General features: G+C 70.4%; 16 protein-coding genes, 1 tRNA gene and 1 riboswitch. Of the genes, 8 read left to right on the top strand and 9 right to left on the bottom strand.

The genetic code is table 11. The features are described from left to right. Window positions 1–116: 116 nt before the first annotated feature. A complete protein-coding gene (locus ABTY59_RS04335; protein WP_352017379.1) occupies window positions 117–2,402 on the top strand; it encodes a transglycosylase domain-containing protein in 2,286 nt (761 codons plus the stop codon). On the opposite strand, the gene ABTY59_RS04330 is transcribed toward ABTY59_RS04335, so the two are convergent. From ABTY59_RS04330 to ABTY59_RS04320, 3 genes are all read right to left on the bottom strand, one after another. Then, window positions 2,396–2,716 carry a DMT family transporter gene (locus ABTY59_RS04330; protein WP_352017378.1) on the bottom strand — a complete coding sequence of 107 codons (321 nt, stop codon included), beginning with the start codon at window positions 2,714–2,716 and terminating at the stop codon, window positions 2,396–2,398. The genes ABTY59_RS04335 and ABTY59_RS04330 overlap by 7 nt on opposite strands. 32 nt (window positions 2,717–2,748) lie before the next feature. Continuing rightward, window positions 2,749–2,810: riboswitch (guanidine-III (ykkC-III) riboswitch) on the bottom strand. A 53-nt stretch (window positions 2,811–2,863) separates the two neighbouring features. Further along, the gene (locus tag ABTY59_RS04325) at window positions 2,864–3,202 is read right to left on the bottom strand and encodes a GroES family chaperonin (RefSeq protein WP_015033852.1); all 339 of its coding nucleotides are present in this window, start codon (window positions 3,200–3,202) and stop codon (window positions 2,864–2,866) included. 37 nt (window positions 3,203–3,239) lie between these two features. After that, window positions 3,240–3,560: a DUF3618 domain-containing protein gene (locus tag ABTY59_RS04320; RefSeq protein WP_352017377.1), complete on the bottom strand. Its 321-nt coding sequence runs from the start codon at window positions 3,558–3,560 to the stop codon at window positions 3,240–3,242. Window positions 3,561–3,681: 121 nt separating this feature from the next. Between ABTY59_RS04320 and bcp the strand changes: the two genes are divergently transcribed. From bcp to ABTY59_RS04300, 4 genes are all read left to right on the top strand, one after another. Beyond that, on the top strand, window positions 3,682–4,149 hold the full coding sequence (gene bcp / locus ABTY59_RS04315; RefSeq protein ID WP_352017376.1) for a thioredoxin-dependent thiol peroxidase: 468 nt from the start codon (window positions 3,682–3,684) through the stop codon (window positions 4,147–4,149). A gap of 118 nt (window positions 4,150–4,267) precedes the next feature. Then, window positions 4,268–5,746 (top strand): glycine betaine/L-proline transporter ProP, encoded by a 1,479-nt coding sequence (gene proP / locus ABTY59_RS04310; RefSeq protein ID WP_352017375.1) that lies wholly within the window; start codon window positions 4,268–4,270, stop codon window positions 5,744–5,746. Between the two features lie 179 nt (window positions 5,747–5,925). Beyond that, entirely contained in the window at window positions 5,926–6,849 is a 924-nt protein-coding gene (locus ABTY59_RS04305) for an HNH endonuclease signature motif containing protein (RefSeq protein WP_352017374.1), read from the top strand. Between the two features lie 35 nt (window positions 6,850–6,884). Continuing rightward, window positions 6,885–6,968: transfer RNA gene (locus ABTY59_RS04300), tRNA-Leu, on the top strand. 44 nt (window positions 6,969–7,012) lie between these two features. Here ABTY59_RS04300 and rdgB read toward each other — a convergent pair. The 4 genes from rdgB to ABTY59_RS04280 form a co-directional block, all read right to left on the bottom strand. Continuing rightward, the gene (rdgB, locus tag ABTY59_RS04295; RefSeq protein ID WP_352017373.1) at window positions 7,013–7,621 is read right to left on the bottom strand and encodes an RdgB/HAM1 family non-canonical purine NTP pyrophosphatase; all 609 of its coding nucleotides are present in this window, start codon (window positions 7,619–7,621) and stop codon (window positions 7,013–7,015) included. A gap of 23 nt (window positions 7,622–7,644) precedes the next feature. Next, window positions 7,645–8,052, bottom strand: coding sequence for a hypothetical protein (locus ABTY59_RS04290; RefSeq protein ID WP_352017372.1), 408 nt, complete (start codon window positions 8,050–8,052; stop codon window positions 7,645–7,647). 65 nt (window positions 8,053–8,117) lie between these two features. Beyond that, window positions 8,118–8,849: a ribonuclease PH gene (gene rph, locus ABTY59_RS04285; RefSeq protein WP_190160204.1), complete on the bottom strand. Its 732-nt coding sequence runs from the start codon at window positions 8,847–8,849 to the stop codon at window positions 8,118–8,120. A 133-nt stretch (window positions 8,850–8,982) separates the two neighbouring features. Continuing rightward, window positions 8,983–9,216: a PTS sugar transporter subunit IIB gene (locus tag ABTY59_RS04280; RefSeq protein WP_107439586.1), complete on the bottom strand. Its 234-nt coding sequence runs from the start codon at window positions 9,214–9,216 to the stop codon at window positions 8,983–8,985. A gap of 213 nt (window positions 9,217–9,429) precedes the next feature. Here ABTY59_RS04280 and ABTY59_RS04275 point away from each other — a divergent pair, with 213 nt between their 5' ends. Both ABTY59_RS04275 and ABTY59_RS04270 read left to right on the top strand, forming a co-directional pair. Further along, window positions 9,430–10,737 (top strand): PTS transporter subunit EIIC, encoded by a 1,308-nt coding sequence (locus ABTY59_RS04275; protein ID WP_352017371.1) that lies wholly within the window; start codon window positions 9,430–9,432, stop codon window positions 10,735–10,737. A 288-nt stretch (window positions 10,738–11,025) separates the two neighbouring features. Beyond that, window positions 11,026–12,291 (top strand): PTS transporter subunit EIIC, encoded by a 1,266-nt coding sequence (locus ABTY59_RS04270; RefSeq protein WP_352017370.1) that lies wholly within the window; start codon window positions 11,026–11,028, stop codon window positions 12,289–12,291. A 74-nt stretch (window positions 12,292–12,365) separates the two neighbouring features. Here the strand turns inward: ABTY59_RS04270 and ABTY59_RS04265 are convergent, their stop codons facing one another. Then, the gene (locus ABTY59_RS04265; RefSeq protein ID WP_352017369.1) at window positions 12,366–13,118 is read right to left on the bottom strand and encodes an MBL fold metallo-hydrolase; all 753 of its coding nucleotides are present in this window, start codon (window positions 13,116–13,118) and stop codon (window positions 12,366–12,368) included. A 202-nt stretch (window positions 13,119–13,320) separates the two neighbouring features. On the opposite strand from ABTY59_RS04265, the gene ABTY59_RS04260 reads away from it, so the two are divergent. Further along, the gene (locus ABTY59_RS04260; RefSeq protein WP_352017368.1) at window positions 13,321–13,827 is read left to right on the top strand and encodes a type II toxin-antitoxin system PemK/MazF family toxin; all 507 of its coding nucleotides are present in this window, start codon (window positions 13,321–13,323) and stop codon (window positions 13,825–13,827) included. A gap of 192 nt (window positions 13,828–14,019) precedes the next feature. On the opposite strand, the gene ABTY59_RS04255 is transcribed toward ABTY59_RS04260, so the two are convergent. Next, window positions 14,020–14,970 carry a PLP-dependent cysteine synthase family protein gene (locus ABTY59_RS04255; protein ID WP_352017367.1) on the bottom strand — a complete coding sequence of 317 codons (951 nt, stop codon included), beginning with the start codon at window positions 14,968–14,970 and terminating at the stop codon, window positions 14,020–14,022. Window position 14,971: the final 1 nt, after the last annotated feature.

Here is a 14,971-nt window from a genome sequence, read left to right as displayed (position 1 = left end):
AAGCGCACGACCCTAGTGGCCGCGTCCGGCGCGCCGCGAGCGGTTTTCGCGCCACCTTCGGGTCGCTTGCGGGAGTTCCGGGGAGTTTCCGCACCTTCCATGCAGTATGTGATGCCATGTCCTCTTCCTCCGGTACGAGCGGTCCGAACGACGACGACCCCCACCCCAGCGGCTGGCAGCCGAGGGACCCCACCCTTCCCGGCCCGGCGGCACGCCGCCGGCGCCCGCGCCGCCTCCTGCGCACCCTGCTCGGACTCCTCCTCCTCGGGACGCTCCTGCTCGCCGGAGCCTTCGCCGCCGGCTACCTCCTGGTGGAGATCCCGCCCGCCAACGCCGCCGCCGTCGCCCAGTCCAACGTCTACCTCTACCGCGACGGCACCCCCCTCGCCCGCGACGGCGAGGTCAACCGCGAGAACGTCCCCCTCCACCAGGTCCCCCTCGCCGTCCGGCGCGCCGTCCTCGCCGCCGAGGAACGCGACTTCCACACCTCGCGCGCCGTCGACCCCAAGGCCATGGTCCGCGCCGCCTGGAACACCGTCACCGGCAAGGGCCGCCAGTCCGGCTCCACCATCACCCAGCAGTACGTCAAGAACTACTACCTGGGCCAGGAACAGACCCTCAGCCGCAAGGCCAAGGAGTTCTTCATCGCGCTCAAACTGGGCCGCGAGAAGAGCAAGGAGGAGATCCTCCAGGGCTACCTGAACACCAGCTACTTCGGCCGGAACGCGTACGGCATCCAGGCCGCCGCCCGCGCCTACTACGGCAAGGACGTCGAGCGGCTCGACACCGCCGAAGGCGCGTACCTCGCCTCCCTCCTCAAGGCCCCCAGCGCCTACGACGTCACCACCCACCCCGAGAACCGGGCCAAGGCCGTCGCCCGCTGGCACTACGTCCTCGACGGCATGGTCAGCGAGGGCTGGCTCACCCCCGCGGCCCGCGCCGCCGCGCGCTTCCCCGCCCCCCAGACCGCCCGCGCCGCCACCGCCCTCTCCGGCCAGCGCGGCTACCTCGTCCAGGCCGTCGAGGAGTACCTCACCGACCACGGCATCGTCGACGAGAAGACCCTCGCCGGCGGCGGCTTCCGCATCACCACCACCCTGGAGCCCGCCAAGCAGGCGGCCCTCGTCGAGGCCGTCGAGGACCGCGTCGTCTCCCGGCTCGACCCGGCGAACGTCCCCACCGACCGGTTCGTACGGGTCGGGGCCGCGGCCGTCGACCCGGCGGACGGCAAGGTCCTCGCCCTCTACGGCGGCGTCGACTACACCCAGCAGTACGTCAACAACGCCACCCGCCGCGACTACCAGGTCGGCTCCACGTTCAAGCCCTTCGTCTTCACGGCCGCCGTCCAGAACGGCTCCCAGACCCAGACGGGCCAGCCCATCACCCCCTACACCGTCTACGACGGCACCAACCGGCGCCCCGTGGAAGGCTGGGGCGGCGGCCCCTACGACCCCGCCAACGAGGACGAGGCCAGCTACGGAGAGATCGCCGTCGGCGCCGCCACCGACCTGTCCGTGAACACCGTCTACGCCCAGATGGCCGTCGACGTCGGCCCCGCGCACGTGCGGCGCACCGCGATCGCCCTCGGCCTGCCCGGCACCACCCCCGACCTCACCGCCTCCCCCTCCATCGCCCTCGGCGCCGCCACCGCCAGCGTCCTCGACATGGCCTCGGCGTACGCCACGCTCGCCGCGCACGGCCGGAACGGCACGTACTCCCTCGTCGAGGAGATCAGCCGGAACGGCCAGGAGGTGGAACTCCCGGCCGTCGCCCGCCGGCAGGCCGTGAGCCGCGAGGCCGCCGACACGACGACGTCCGTCCTGCGGAGCGTCGTCGAGACGGGCACCGGCACGGCCGCGCAGACCGCGGGCCGCCCGGCCGCCGGGAAGACGGGCACGGCGGAGGACGACAAGGCCGCCTGGTTCGCCGGCTACACCCCCGAACTGGCCGCGGTCGTCGCGATGATGGGCCAGGACCCCGAGTCCGGATCGCAGGAGCCGCTCTACGGCGCCCTGGGCCAGCCCCGGATGAACGGCGGCGGGGTGCCGGCCGAGATCTGGGGCCGGTTCACCCGGGACGCGCTGGCCGGCACACCGCCCCGGGACTTCGAGCTCCGGCTCATGCCGGGGGCCGAGGCACCGCCGGTGCCGCCGGTGCCGGACGGGGCGGAGGACTGGTACGAGTCGGAGGAGACGGGCGAGGCGGGACCGGGAGCGGCCTCGCGCAGCCCGGGTGTGGGGGCGGCCGGGGCCGGACACGCGGGACCGGGCGTCGGCCCCGGAGCCGGAGCCGGTACCGGACACGGAGGCCCGGGTGTCGGCCCCGGTCCCAGTACCGGACACGCGGGACCCGGCGTCGGCCCCGCGCCCGCGCCCGCGCCCGCGCCGACCAGGGGTCAGTGACCGCTCGTCGCCTTGAGCCCCACCACGGCCACGAGCAGCAGACACACGAAGAAGATCCGGGCGGCGGTCGCCGGCTCACCCAGCACCACCATGCCGAGCACCGCCGCACCGGCCGCGCCGATGCCGACCCACACGCCGTACGCCGTACCGATCGGCAGCGTCTTGGCCGCCTGCGACAGCAGCACCATCGAGGCGACGATCCCGGCACCCGTGAGCAGACTGGGCCAGAGCCGGGTGAAGCCGTCCGTGTACTTCATGCCGATGGACCAGCCGACCTCGAGAAGACCGGCGACGATCAGCAGAACCCAGGCCATGACGAGACACCTCCGCGAGACGGAACAACAGGGGTGCGTCGTCTTGTCGTCAACCCGGTACGGCGCGTCTCGTCGGGGTGTCTCCAGGCTAGCAAAGAACGGGCAAAGGCCCCGGTGACTCCGGTCACCAGGGCCTCTCGGCCTCTCCTACAGGTACAGCCCGGTCGAGTCCGTGGTGCCCTGGAACCGGTCCGCCGCCACCGCGTGCAGATCGCGCTCCCGCATCAGGACGTACGCGACACCGCGCACCTCGACCTCGGCGCGGTCCTCGGGGTCGTACAGCACCCGGTCGCCGATCTCGACGGTCCGGACGTTCTGACCGACCGCGACCACCTCGGCCCAGGCCAGGCGACGGCCCACGGCGGCCGTCGCGGGGATCAGGATGCCGCCCCCGGAGCGCCGCTCCCCCTCCGGGGAGTCCGTGCGGACCAGGACCCGGTCGTGGAGCATCCGGATGGGCAGCTTGTCGTGGGTGTTCTCGCTCACGGACTGAACCTACCTGCCCGGGAGGGCGGGAAGGCGATCACCCCTTGCTCCTCCGGGAGGACGAGACGATCAGCCCCACCACGGCGAGGGCGACGACAGCCGCCGGAACGACCCGCTCCAGGCGGGGCGCGCCGTCCTCGTGGGTGAAACGGGCCTTCACGTCGGAGACCACCCGGTTGACGGCGACGAAGGCGCGTCCCGCCGTCTGGTCGACCGTCGAGGCGACCTTCGCCTTGGCGTCCCCGATGATCGTCTTCGGGTGCATCCGAATGCCGATCTCGTCGAGAGTGACGGCGAGCTGCTCGCGCCGGCGGACGATGTCCGCCTCGATCTGCGCAGGGGTCCTTGCCTCCGACACCGCGCTGCCTCCGTAGTCGTAATCGGTCGTTGACGGCCAGTCTGTCAGCTCCGCCGCGATCGGGTCGCCCCAGACCCCCATTAGGCTCTGAAGGCGTACGCGAACACCCCCGAGGAGAGCCATGAGCGAGCGACTGCAGCCCGGCGACACCGCCCCCGCCTTCACCCTGCCCGACGCGGACGGCAACGAGGTCTCCCTCGCGGACCACAAGGGCCGCAAGGTCATCGTCTACTTCTACCCGGCGGCCCTCACCCCCGGCTGCACCAAGCAGGCGTGCGACTTCACCGACAACCTGGACGTCCTGGCCTCCGCCGGCTACGACGTCATCGGCGTGTCGCCGGACAAGCCGGAGAAGCTGGCGAAGTTCCGCGAGAAGGAGCACCTGAAGGTCACGCTGGTGGGCGACCCGTCGAAGGAGACTCTGGAGGCCTACGGCGCCTTCGGCGAGAAGAAGCTGTACGGCAAGGTCGTCACCGGCGTGATCCGCTCGACGGTCGTCGTCGACGAGGACGGCAAGGTCGAGCACGCCTTCTACAACGTGAAGGCGACCGGCCACGTCGCCAAGATCATGCGGGACCTGGGCGTCTGACCCTCCCGGCCCCCGGCCGGCGTGACGGACGTCCCATTCCCGGGCCGATCCCGTTTGTGATCGGCATGACCGTACAGAAGGTCCTCTGGAGTTCCCCCCGGAGAGAGGACGTACGGTCATGCCGGCCACCGAGAGCGACCCCGCGGCCGATCCCGAGGCCCTGAGACGGCATCCGCGTCTCTTCAGGGCCGTCACCCGCAGCCGGCAGCCCCGGCTGCGGCGGAGCGACATCACGGTCACCGAGGAGGCGTCGGTCAGGCGGGCGGTGCGGGCGGCGTCCCTGGGCAACGCCATGGAGTGGTTCGACTTCGGCATCTACGCCTACCTCGCCGTCACCCTCGGCCACGTCTTCTTCCCCTCGGGGAACGACACCGTCCAGCTGCTCTCGTCGTTCGCGACGTTCGCGGTCGCCTTCCTGGTCCGCCCCCTCGGCGGCATGGTGTTCGGCCCGATGGGTGACCGGCTGGGCCGCAAGAAGGTCCTCGCGCTGACCATGATCCTCATGGCCGTCGGCACCTTCGCGATCGGCCTGATCCCCTCGTACGCCTCGATCGGGTTCTGGGCACCGGTGCTCCTCGTGCTCTTCCGGATGCTCCAGGGGTTCTCGACCGGCGGCGAGTACGGCGGCGCCTCGACCTTCATCGCCGAGTACGCGCCCGACCGCCGCCGCGGCTACTTCGGCAGCTTCCTCGAATTCGGCACCCTGGCGGGGTACGTCGCCGCGGCGGGCCTCGTCACGGCGCTCACCGCGTGGCTCGGCTCCGACACGATGGAGGCGTGGGGCTGGCGGGTGCCGTTCCTGGTGGCGGGCCCCCTGGGCCTCGTCGGCCTCTACCTGCGGCTCCGGCTCGACGAGACGCCCGCCTTCCGGAAGCTGGACGGCGGAGCGGCGAACCCGGTGGAGACCTCGGCCGCGGACGGCCTGGGGAAGATCTTCCGGCAGCAGTGGCCCGCGCTGATCCTGTGCGTCGCGCTCGTCGGCGCGTACAACGTCACCGACTACATGCTGCTGTCCTACATGCCGACGTACCTCTCCGACGAGCTCGGCTACGGCGAGACCCACGGCCTGCTGATCCTGCTGCTCGTGATGGTCGCGCTGATGCTGGTCATCACCCGGGTCGGCCGGCTCAGCGACCGCCTCGGCCGCAAGCCCGTCCTGATGACCGGGATGCTCGGCTTCCTCCTGCTGTCCCTGCCCGCCTTCCTGCTGATCGGCCAGGACGGGGTGCCGGCGATCACCGCGGGCATGGCGATGCTGGGCCTCTCGCTGGTCTGCCTGCTCGGCACCATGTCGGCGGCCCTCCCGGCGCTGTTCCCGACCGAGGTCCGGTACGGCTCCCTGGCCGTGGGCTACAACCTGTCCGCGTCCCTGTTCGGCGGTACGACCCCGCTGGTCGTCACCGCCCTGATCGGCGCGACGGGCAGCAGCCTGATGCCGGCGTACTACGCGATGGGCGCGGCGCTCGTCGGCGTGATCGCGGTGGCGTGCATGAAGGAGACGGCCCGCCGCCCCCTGGACGGCTCGCCACCGTCGGTGGAGACCCCGGAGGAAGCGGCCGAACTGATCCTAGCCCAGTCCCCGGACCCGAAGTTCTGACCCCGGCCCGCACCGACACCCCCGGTGCGGGCCGCTCCGTCTCCCGCGTGACCGTCCGGTATCCGGGTCGTTGATCTGTACGAGATCCGCACTGGGGAGGGGATCCGATGGGGGCGAGCCCGTACACGAGGGACCGGCTGAGTTCTGCTGTGGCGGAGTCGAGGGGATGGGCGGAGCTGATGCGCCGCCTCGACCTCAAGGAGAGCGGAGGCCGACGCCGCACCCTGCAGGCAAAGGTGGCCGAGTACGGCATCGACACGAGCCACTTCAAGCAGCGCAGCCCATGGCGCAAGTACACGGACAGCGCCATCGCCGAGGCGGTCGCCGCCTCCACGACGCTCCGCGAGGTCGCACAGAGACTCGGCGTCCCTCCGGCGACCGGAACGCTCTCGCACATCAGCCGGCGGATCGCAGCAGCCGGAATCGACGTGAGCCGGTTTCCTGGCCTGAATCGCTCGACCACGGATCTGCAGTTCAGCACGGAGGAGCTCAGGGCAGCCGCGGCGGACACGCGAAGCATCAGGGCGATGGCCCTTCTCCTGGGCGTCGGAGACGACAGCAGATCCCGCGCCGCACTCAGTCGCATGGTGCACAAGCGGGGCATCGACATCACCCATTTCACCCACAGACGCGTCCATGTACCGGAGGACCAGCTCCGGCGGGTGGTAGCGGACTCCGGCAGCTTCGCCGACGTGATGCGCGCCCTGAGCCTCCCCGTGACCGAGCAGAACCGCCGTCGCGTACGACGGCGGGTGATCGAGCTGGGGCTCGACACGTCACATTTCGCACGGCGTTCGTGGGGCTCGGTTCACGTCGTGGCGCCCAAGGCCATCGCGGACACGGTTCTCCGGGTGCGGCCGGAAGGGTCGTCGCGGGAGAGCCGCGACCGGCTGCACCGGGCTCTCGCCGAGGTGGGCGTCCCGTATCGGTGCGTCGGGTGCGGGAACGAGGGCACGTGGCGGGGTGGAGCCATCACCCTGCAGATCGACCACATCAACGGGAGCTGGCTCGACAACCGTCGCGAGAACCTTCGCTATCTCTGCCCCAACTGCCACTCGATGACCGAGACCTGGTGCAGGGGAAAACGTCACGGCACCCCGTAGAGGGAGCCCGCGTGACCGCTACCATGGCCGTACTCGCGGCCGTGTTGTAACTGGCAGCCAAGCTGGGTTTAGGTCCCAGTGGGCGAAAGCCCGTGTGGGTTCGAATCCCACCGGCCGCACATCGACAGAGGGGTCGCCCACGAGGGCGACCCCTCTGTGTCGCTCAGCCCAGCAGCTCCCGCACCAGCGGTACCAGCGCGCGGAACGCCTTGCCCCGGTGGCTGATCGCGTTCTTCTCCGCCGGGGTCAGCTCCGCGCAGGTCACCTCGTGGTCCTTCGGCTGGAGGATCGGGTCGTAGCCGAAGCCGTTCGTGCCCTTCGGGGTGTGGCGGAGGGTGCCTTCCATGCGGCCTTCCACCACCCGCTCCGTGCCGTCGGGGAGGGCCAGGGCCGCCGCGCAGGCGAAGTGGGCCGCGCGGTGGGGGGCGTCGATGTCCGAGAGCTGCGCGAGCAGCAGGTCCAGGTTCGCGCGGTCGTCGCCGTGGGTGCCGGCCCAGCGGGCGGAGAAGATGCCGGGCGCGCCGTTCAGGACGTCGACGCAGAGGCCCGAGTCGTCGGCGACGGCCGGGAGGCCGGTGGCCCGGGCCAGGGCGTGGGCCTTCAGGAGGGCGTTCTCGGCGAAGGTCACGCCCGTCTCCTTGACGTCGGGCACGTCGGGGTACGCGTCCGCGCCGACGAGTTCGAGGTCGAGGCCCGCGTCGGCGAGGATCGCGTGGAGTTCGGTGATCTTGCCCGCGTTGCGGGTGGCGAGGATCAGGCGCTTTCGGGTCATGCCCCCGATTATCCCGGGGTCGTTCAGCCCGGGGTGCAGACCTTGGCCACTTCGCCCGCCGCGTCCGTGATCGGCGTGATGTCGGGGGTCGTGTCGCCGTTCTTGACGGCCGTGCGGACGGAGTCCACGCCCTTGTTCAGGTCGTCGACCGCCTTGGAGAGGTCGGCGTTGTCCGTGGTGTTCTTGAGGTTGCCCAGTTCGGTGGAGATCTGGTTGAGGGACTCCTCGATCTGCGTCACGTCGTTGGAGGCGTTGGAGACCGCCTGCTGGAGGTTCTGCACGGACGTGGCTATCGCGTCGGCGGTCTTGACGCAGTCCATGGCCGTGTCGAGGGCTCCGCAGCCGCTCAGGACGGTGGTGAGCGCGGCGGCCGTGGCGACGGCGAGTGCGAGACGGCGCTTCAAGGCGGGTCCTCCCCCAGATACGTACATGACATGCGGACGGGCGGGTGCGCGGAGCATATCCGGGCACCCGCCCGTCAGGACGCAGGCCGGGGTCAGAGGGTTCCTTCGAGGGCCTTGCGCTGGATCTCGGCGAGTTCGGCGCAGCCGCCGGAGGCGAGGTCGAGGAGGGCGTTGAGCTCCTTGCGGTCGAAGGGCTCGGCCTCGGCGGTGCCCTGGACCTCGACGAAGCGGCCGTCGCCGGTGCAGACGACGTTCATGTCGGTGTCGGCGCGGACGTCCTCCTCGTAGCAGAGGTCGAGGAGGGGGACGCCGTCGACGATGCCGACGGAGACGGCGGCGACGGTGCCGGTGAGGGGCTTGCGGCCGGCCTTGACGAGCTTCTTGCCCTGGGCCCAGGCGACGGCGTCGGCGAGGGCGACGTACGCGCCGGTGATGGCGGCGGTGCGGGTGCCGCCGTCGGCCTGGAGGACGTCGCAGTCGAGGACGATGGTGTTCTCGCCGAGGGCCTTGTAGTCGATGACGGCGCGCAGGGAGCGGCCGATGAGGCGGGAGATCTCGTGGGTGCGGCCGCCGATCTTGCCGCGGACGGATTCGCGGTCGCCTCGGGTGTTGGTGGCGCGGGGGAGCATGGAGTACTCCCCGGTGACCCAGCCTTCGCCGCTGCCCTTGCGCCAGCGCGGTACGCCTTCGGTGACGGAGGCGGTGCAGAAGACCTTGGTGTCGCCGAAGGAGATGAGGACGGAGCCCTCGGCGTGCTTGCTCCAGCCGCGTTCGATGGTGACGGGGCGGAGCTGTTCGGGGGTACGGCCGTCGATGCGAGACATGGGACGAGCCTAGCCGGACATGGCGGAGGGCCCGTTCCCCGTGTGGGGGAGCTTGGCCGGATATGACGGAGGGCCCGTTCCCCTGCCGGAACGGGCCCTTGTCGATGTGAGTCGACCGACGTGTGCCGGTGGATCACATCATGTCTTCGATCTCCGCGGCGATCGGGTCGGCGTCGGTGCCGATGACGACCTGGATGGCGGTGCCCATCTTGACGACGCCGTGGGCGCCGGCGGCCTTCAGGGCTGCTTCGTCGACCTTGCCGGCGTCGATGACCTCGGTGCGCAGGCGGGTGATGCAGCCTTCGACCTCTTCGATGTTGTCGATGCCGCCGAGGCCGGCGACGATCTTCTCAGCCTTGCTGGCCATGTGTTTCTCCCTGTCCGTTCTGCGCACCGACGGTCCGCTTTGTCACGGTAACCCACGGTTGGCTCAACTTCGCGAGCGAGTGCAGCCGTTCTGCCGAATGATGACGATCACCGGCGGCCTGTCCTCTGCGGGCTCCCGGAGCCTATCGCAACTGGTCTACACCAGTGTGCAACGAGATGCGGACCCGGCATGTTCCGGGCAGGGAGGACGCCGATGAGTACGGACAGCGCCGCGGCCGCACCGAAACCGAAGAAGTCCCTGTCCTGGGGCGGGTTCTTCCAGGGCCTCCAGAAGATGGGCCGGAGCCTCCAGCTCCCCATCGCCGTCCTTCCGGCCGCCGGCATCATCAACCGGCTCGGGCAGCCGGACGTCTTCGGCGCCGACGGACTGGGCTGGGACAACGTCGCGAAGGTGATGGCGGGCGCGGGCGGCGCGCTTCTCGACGGCAATCTCGGCCTGCCCCTGCTGTTCTGCATCGGCGTCGCCATCGGCATGGCGAAGAAGGCCGACGGCTCGACCGCGCTCGCCGCGGTGGTCGGTTTCCTCGTCTACTACAACGTGCTGCGGCAGTTCCCGAAGACCTGTCCGTCGGGCACGGTGGACATCAACGGCGGCTGCCTCGCGCCGGAGCAGGTCTTCAGCGGGTACACGTACCAGAACCCGGGTGTCTTCGGCGGCATCGTCATGGGCCTGATGGCGGCCTGGTTCTGGCAGAGGTACCACCGGAAGCAGCTGGTCGACTGGCTGGGCTTCTTCAACGGCCGCCGGCTCGTGCCGATCATCATGACCTTCGTGGCGATCGCCTTCGCCTCGCTGTGCCTGTGGGTCTGGCCGCCCATCGGCGACGCGCTGGAGAACTTCAGCGACTGGCTGGTCGGGCTGGGCTCCTGGGGTTCGGGCATCTTCGGCGTCGCGAACCGCGCGCTGCTCGTCATCGGCCTGCACCAGTTCCTGAACGTGCCCATCTGGTTCCAGTTCGGCACGTTCACGAAGCCGGACGGCACGGTGGTCCACGGTGACATCCCCATGTTCCTCGCGGGCGACCCGAACGCCGGCCAGTTCACCACCGGTTTCTTCCCGATCATGATGTTCGCGCTGCCGGCGGCGGCGCTGGCGATCACCCACACCGCGAAGCCGCACCGGCGCAAGGCGGTCGGCGGCATGATGCTCTCGGTGGCCCTGACCTCGTTCGTCACGGGCATCACCGAGCCGATCGAGTACTCGTTCCTCTTCATCGCGCCCGTGCTGTACGCGATCCACGCCGTCCTGACCGGCGTCTCGATGGCGTTGACCTGGGCGCTCGGCGTGAAGGACGGCTTCAGCTTCTCGGCCGGCCTGATCGACTACGTGATCAACTGGAACCTGGCGACGAAGCCATGGCTGATCGTTCCGATCGGTCTGGGGTTCGCGATCGTCTACTACGCGATCTTCAGGTTCGCGATCACCAAGTTCAACCTCCCGACGCCCGGCCGCGAGCCGGAGGAGATCGAGGCGGAGATCGAGCGCGACAACGTCAAGTAGCCCCTCGGTCACCCCTCGGAGGGTGACCGTTTCGGGGCTTTCGACCCCCTCGTAAGGCCCATCGAAGGCCCCCGGACCTGACCGTCCGGGGGCCTTATGTCGTGCATTTCCAGCTATGGCTGAGCCCACAGAATTCGCAGGTTCCTTATCTAAGTCTCACGTGCTAAAACTGGTCTACACCACTCATTGGTGTAGACCACGCGGTCCAGACCACCGCGTTCCACGAGACGTCGCCCTCCCCCCGTGTTCACTGTCCCGGGCGGCGCCTTGCCTTACTGGAGGAAGTTGATGAGTACGGCCACCGCCCAGGCCGCCGCTCCCGCGAAGAAGCGCGGATCCGGCCTGTTCCAGGGCCTGCAGAAGGTCGGTCGCAGCCTGCAGCTGCCGATCGCCGTGCTGCCGGCCGCGGGTATTCTGCTCCGTCTCGGCCAGCCCGACGTCTTCGGCAAGGACGGACTCGGTTGGGACAAGGTCGCCTCCGTGTTCGCCACGGCCGGCGGCGCGGTCTTCGACAACCTGCCCCTGCTCTTCTGCATCGGTGTCGCCATCGGCTTCGCCAAGAAGGCGGACGGCTCCACCGCCCTGGCCGCGCTCGTCGGCTTCCTGGTCTACAGCAACGTGCTGAAGGCCTTCCCCATCACCGAGGCCGTGGTCAACACGACCGCCAACAAGGGTGTCGACGTCGCCGCGACGTACAACAACCCGGGCGTCCTCGGCGGCATCCTGATGGGTCTGCTCTCCGCCGTCCTGTGGCAGAGGTTCCACCGCACCAAGCTGGTGGACTGGCTCGGCTTCTTCAACGGCCGCCGTCTCGTCCCGATCATCATGGCCTTCGTCGGCACCGCCGTCGGCGTCGTCTTCGGCCTGGTCTGGGAGCCGATCGGCGAGGGCATCTCCAGCTTCGGCGAGTGGATGACCGGCCTCGGCGCCGGTGGCGCCGGCCTCTTCGGTCTCATCAACCGCGCGCTGATCCCGGTCGGCATGCACCAGTTCGTGAACACCGTCTCCTGGTTCCAGATCGGCGACTTCACCAACGCCGCCGGCGAGGTCGTCCACGGTGACCTCAACCGCTTCTTCGCCGGTGACCCGAGCGCCGGAATCTTCATGTCGGGCTTCTTCCCGATCATGATGTTCGGCCTCCCGGCCGCCGCCATCGCCATCGCGCACGCCGCCCGCCCCGAGCGCCGCAAGGCCGTCATGGGCATGATGGTGTCGCTCGCGCTGACCTCCTTCGTCACCGGCATCACGGAGCCGATCGAGTTCACGTTCATGTTCATCGCGCCGGTCCTGTACGCGATCCACGCGGTCCTCACCGCCGTCTCCATGGCCGTCACCTGGGCCTTCGGAGTCCACGCGGGCTTCACCTTCTCCGCGGGCGGCATCGACTACCTGCTGAACTGGAACCTCGCGACCAAGCCGTGGCTGATCATCCCGATCGGTCTCGTCTTCGCGGCGATCTACTACGTGGTCTTCCGCTTCGCGATCACCAAGTTCAACCTCCCGACGCCGGGCCGCGAGCCCGACGAGGAGATCGAGGACCTCACCAAGGCGTGAGCCTCGCCCGTACGGCGGAAGGCCCCGGAACCTCGACGGTTCCGGGGCCTTCCCCGTGTCGGACGTACGCGCGCTCAGATCTCGTACACCGCGCCCGGCCGCGCCAGCTCCGAAGGCCCGGCGTACACCTCGCGCGCGTCCCGCAGGTTCCGCTCGCCGTCCGTCCACGGCGGAATGTGGGTGAGGACGAGGCGCCCCACCCCCGCCCGGGCCGCCTGCGCTCCAGCCTCCCGGCCGTTGAGGTGGAGGTCCGGGACGTCCTCCTTGCCGTGGGTGAAGGAGGCCTCGCAGAGGAAGAGGTCGGTGCCCTCGGCGAGCTCGTCCAGAGCGTCGCATACCCCGGTGTCGCCGGAGTACGTCAGCGAACGGCCTGCGTGCTCGACCCGGATGCCGAACGCCTCGACCGGATGGCACACCTTCTCCGTACGGACGGAGAACGGGCCGATCTCGAAGGAGCCCGACGCCAGCGTGCGGAAGTCGAAGACCTCGCTCATCGAGGACGGCGAGGGGGTGTCGGCGTAGGCCGTGGTCAGGCGCTGCTCGGCGCCCTCGGGGGCGTACACGGGGATGGCGTCGCAGCGTCCGCCCTCGTGCCGGTAGTAGCGGGCGACGAAGTACCCGCACATGTCGATGCAGTGGTCCGCGTGCAGATGGCTGAGGAAGATCGCGTCGAGGTCGTACAGACCGATGTGTCGCTGCAGCTCGCCCAGGGCGCCGTTGCCCATGTCGAGGAGCAACCGGAAGCCGTCGGCCTCGACGAGGTAGCTCGAACAGGCCGAGTCCGCGGACGGGAACGACCCCGAGCAGCCGACGACGGTGAGCTTCATGGAGCGTGAACCTCCGTGGACGGGTGCGGAAAGCGCGCTGAGGGAGGGGAGGCTGTGCGGTCTGTCGAGCGTACGGCGCACCCGGGCCCGCCGCTCCTCCGTGGTGGCCCGTTGTGGGCGAACTCACGGGCTCTGTCACCGGTTCGGATGGATGCCGGGGCGCGGCGGCGGGGTGGGGCGCCCCCCGGTACCTTCTTGAGGTATGGACACGTCGTGGTGGCCCGCGCTGGTCGCGGTCGTGGTGATCGCGCTGGTGGTGGTGCTCGCCCGGGGGTTCCCCGGGACGAGGTCCGGGGGTCGGCGCGGGCGCCCTGCGCGGCGGCCTGCGGGCCGGACCCGGCCGCCGGGGCGGCCGACGAGGCCGGCGGGACCGGCGAGGGCTCCGGCGCGGCCGGGGCGGGCGCCGAGGGCGGCGGAGATCTGGTGGGCCGACGTGCCCTTCGAGGACGGGCCCGGGTCGAAGGACCGGCCCTGTCTGGTGCTGGTGGTGCGGGGGGACAGCGCGCTCGTCGCCAAGATCACCAGCAAGTACCACGACGAGCGGCCGGGGGTGATCGCGCTGCCGCCGGGTTCCGTGGGCGACGCACAGGGGCGGCCGAGCTTCCTGGAGACGGACGAGCTGCGGCGGGTGCCGGTGTCGGGCTTCCGGCGCCGGGTGGGAGAGGCGGACCCGGTCGTGTGGGACCAGGTCCGCCATCTCGCGCGCTAGGGCCTGTCCGACCATTCGTGTCGGATCAGGCCGGGTCGTCCGGTGCGTGCGATCGGCGTGCGGCCGGGACGCCCTCGTAGCGGAGCTACTTGGGTGTTCCGGCCGTGCGGCGAGCGTGCGTGCCGGACGGGCCGGACCCGGCCCTGACGCGGGTGGTGCGGGGGCGCCGGGGGCGCCGGGGGCCTCGCGGCCTCACGCCCAGAGCTGGCCCTGGACCGCGGCGATCGCTTCCTCCGTCGTCTTGGCCGTGTAGAGGCCCGTCGAGAGGTACTTCCAGCCGCCGTCGGCGACGACGAAGGCGATGTCGGCGGTTTCGCCGGCCTTGACCGCCTTCCTTCCGACGCCGATGGCCGCGTGCAGGGCCGCGCCGGTGGAGACGCCCGCGAAGATGCCCTCCTGCTGGAGGAGGTCCCGGGTGCGGGTGACCGCGTCGGCGGAGCCGACCGAGAAGCGGGTGGTGAGGACGGAGGCGTCGTACAGCTCGGGGACGAAGCCCTCGTCGAGGTTGCGCAGGCCGTAGACGAGGTCGTCGTAGCGCGGCTCGGCGGCGACGATCTTCACGTCGGGCTTGTGCTCGCGCAGGTAGCGGCCGACGCCCATCAGGGTCCCGGTGGTGCCGAGGCCCGCCACGAAGTGGGTGATGGAGGGGAGGTCGGCGAGGATCTCCGGGCCGGTGGTGGCGTAGTGCGCGCCGGCGTTGTCGGGGTTTCCGTACTGGTAGAGCATCACCCAGGAGGGGTTCTCGGCGGAGAGCTCCTTGGCGACGCGTACGGCGGTGTTGGAGCCGCCGGCCGCGGGGGACGAGATGATCTCGGCGCCCCACATGGCGAGCAGCTGGCGGCGCTCCTCGCTGGTGTTCTCGGGCATGACGCAGACGATGCGGTAGCCCTTGAGCTTGGCGGCCATGGCAAGGGAGATGCCGGTGTTGCCGCTGGTCGGCTCCAGGATGGTGCAGCCGGGGGTGAGGCGGCCGTCCTTCTCCGCCTGCTCGATCATGTGGAGCGCGGGGCGGTCCTTGACCGAGCCGGTCGGGTTGCGGTCCTCCAGCTTCGCCCAGATGCGGACGTCGTCCGAGGGCGAGAGCCGGGGGAGGCGGACCAGCGGCGTGTTGCCGACCGCGGCCAGCGAGGAGTCGTAACGCATG

It is taken from the genome of Streptomyces sp. NPDC096079, from assembly GCF_040303145.1.
In the GTDB taxonomy this organism is placed as follows: domain Bacteria; phylum Actinomycetota; class Actinomycetes; order Streptomycetales; family Streptomycetaceae; genus Streptomyces.
The sequence above is the reverse complement of the archived record's forward strand: the minus strand, read 5'-3'. Positions and strand labels throughout refer to the sequence as shown.

Bases quoted from the DNA above. Each gene is read 5' to 3' on its own strand.
- ABTY59_RS04335 (WP_352017379.1), top strand. From the start codon at position 117: ATGTCCTCTTCCTCCGGTACGAGCGGTCCGAACGACGACGACCCCCAC.
- ABTY59_RS04330 (WP_352017378.1), bottom strand. From the start codon at position 2,716: ATGGCCTGGGTTCTGCTGATCGTCGCCGGTCTTCTCGAGGTCGGCTGG.
- bcp (WP_352017376.1), top strand. From the start codon at position 3,682: ATGAGCGAGCGACTGCAGCCCGGCGACACCGCCCCCGCCTTCACCCTG.
- proP (WP_352017375.1), top strand. From the start codon at position 4,268: ATGCCGGCCACCGAGAGCGACCCCGCGGCCGATCCCGAGGCCCTGAGA.
- ABTY59_RS04305 (WP_352017374.1), top strand. From the start codon at position 5,926: ATGCGCCGCCTCGACCTCAAGGAGAGCGGAGGCCGACGCCGCACCCTG.
- rdgB (WP_352017373.1), bottom strand. From the start codon at position 7,621: ATGACCCGAAAGCGCCTGATCCTCGCCACCCGCAACGCGGGCAAGATC.
- ABTY59_RS04290 (WP_352017372.1), bottom strand. From the start codon at position 8,052: ATGTACGTATCTGGGGGAGGACCCGCCTTGAAGCGCCGTCTCGCACTC.
- rph (WP_190160204.1), bottom strand. From the start codon at position 8,849: ATGTCTCGCATCGACGGCCGTACCCCCGAACAGCTCCGCCCCGTCACC.
- ABTY59_RS04280 (WP_107439586.1), bottom strand. From the start codon at position 9,216: ATGGCCAGCAAGGCTGAGAAGATCGTCGCCGGCCTCGGCGGCATCGAC.
- ABTY59_RS04275 (WP_352017371.1), top strand. From the start codon at position 9,430: ATGAGTACGGACAGCGCCGCGGCCGCACCGAAACCGAAGAAGTCCCTG.
- ABTY59_RS04270 (WP_352017370.1), top strand. From the start codon at position 11,026: ATGAGTACGGCCACCGCCCAGGCCGCCGCTCCCGCGAAGAAGCGCGGA.
- ABTY59_RS04265 (WP_352017369.1), bottom strand. From the start codon at position 13,118: ATGAAGCTCACCGTCGTCGGCTGCTCGGGGTCGTTCCCGTCCGCGGAC.
- ABTY59_RS04260 (WP_352017368.1), top strand. From the start codon at position 13,321: ATGGACACGTCGTGGTGGCCCGCGCTGGTCGCGGTCGTGGTGATCGCG.
- ABTY59_RS04255 (WP_352017367.1), bottom strand. From the start codon at position 14,970: ATGCGTTACGACTCCTCGCTGGCCGCGGTCGGCAACACGCCGCTGGTC.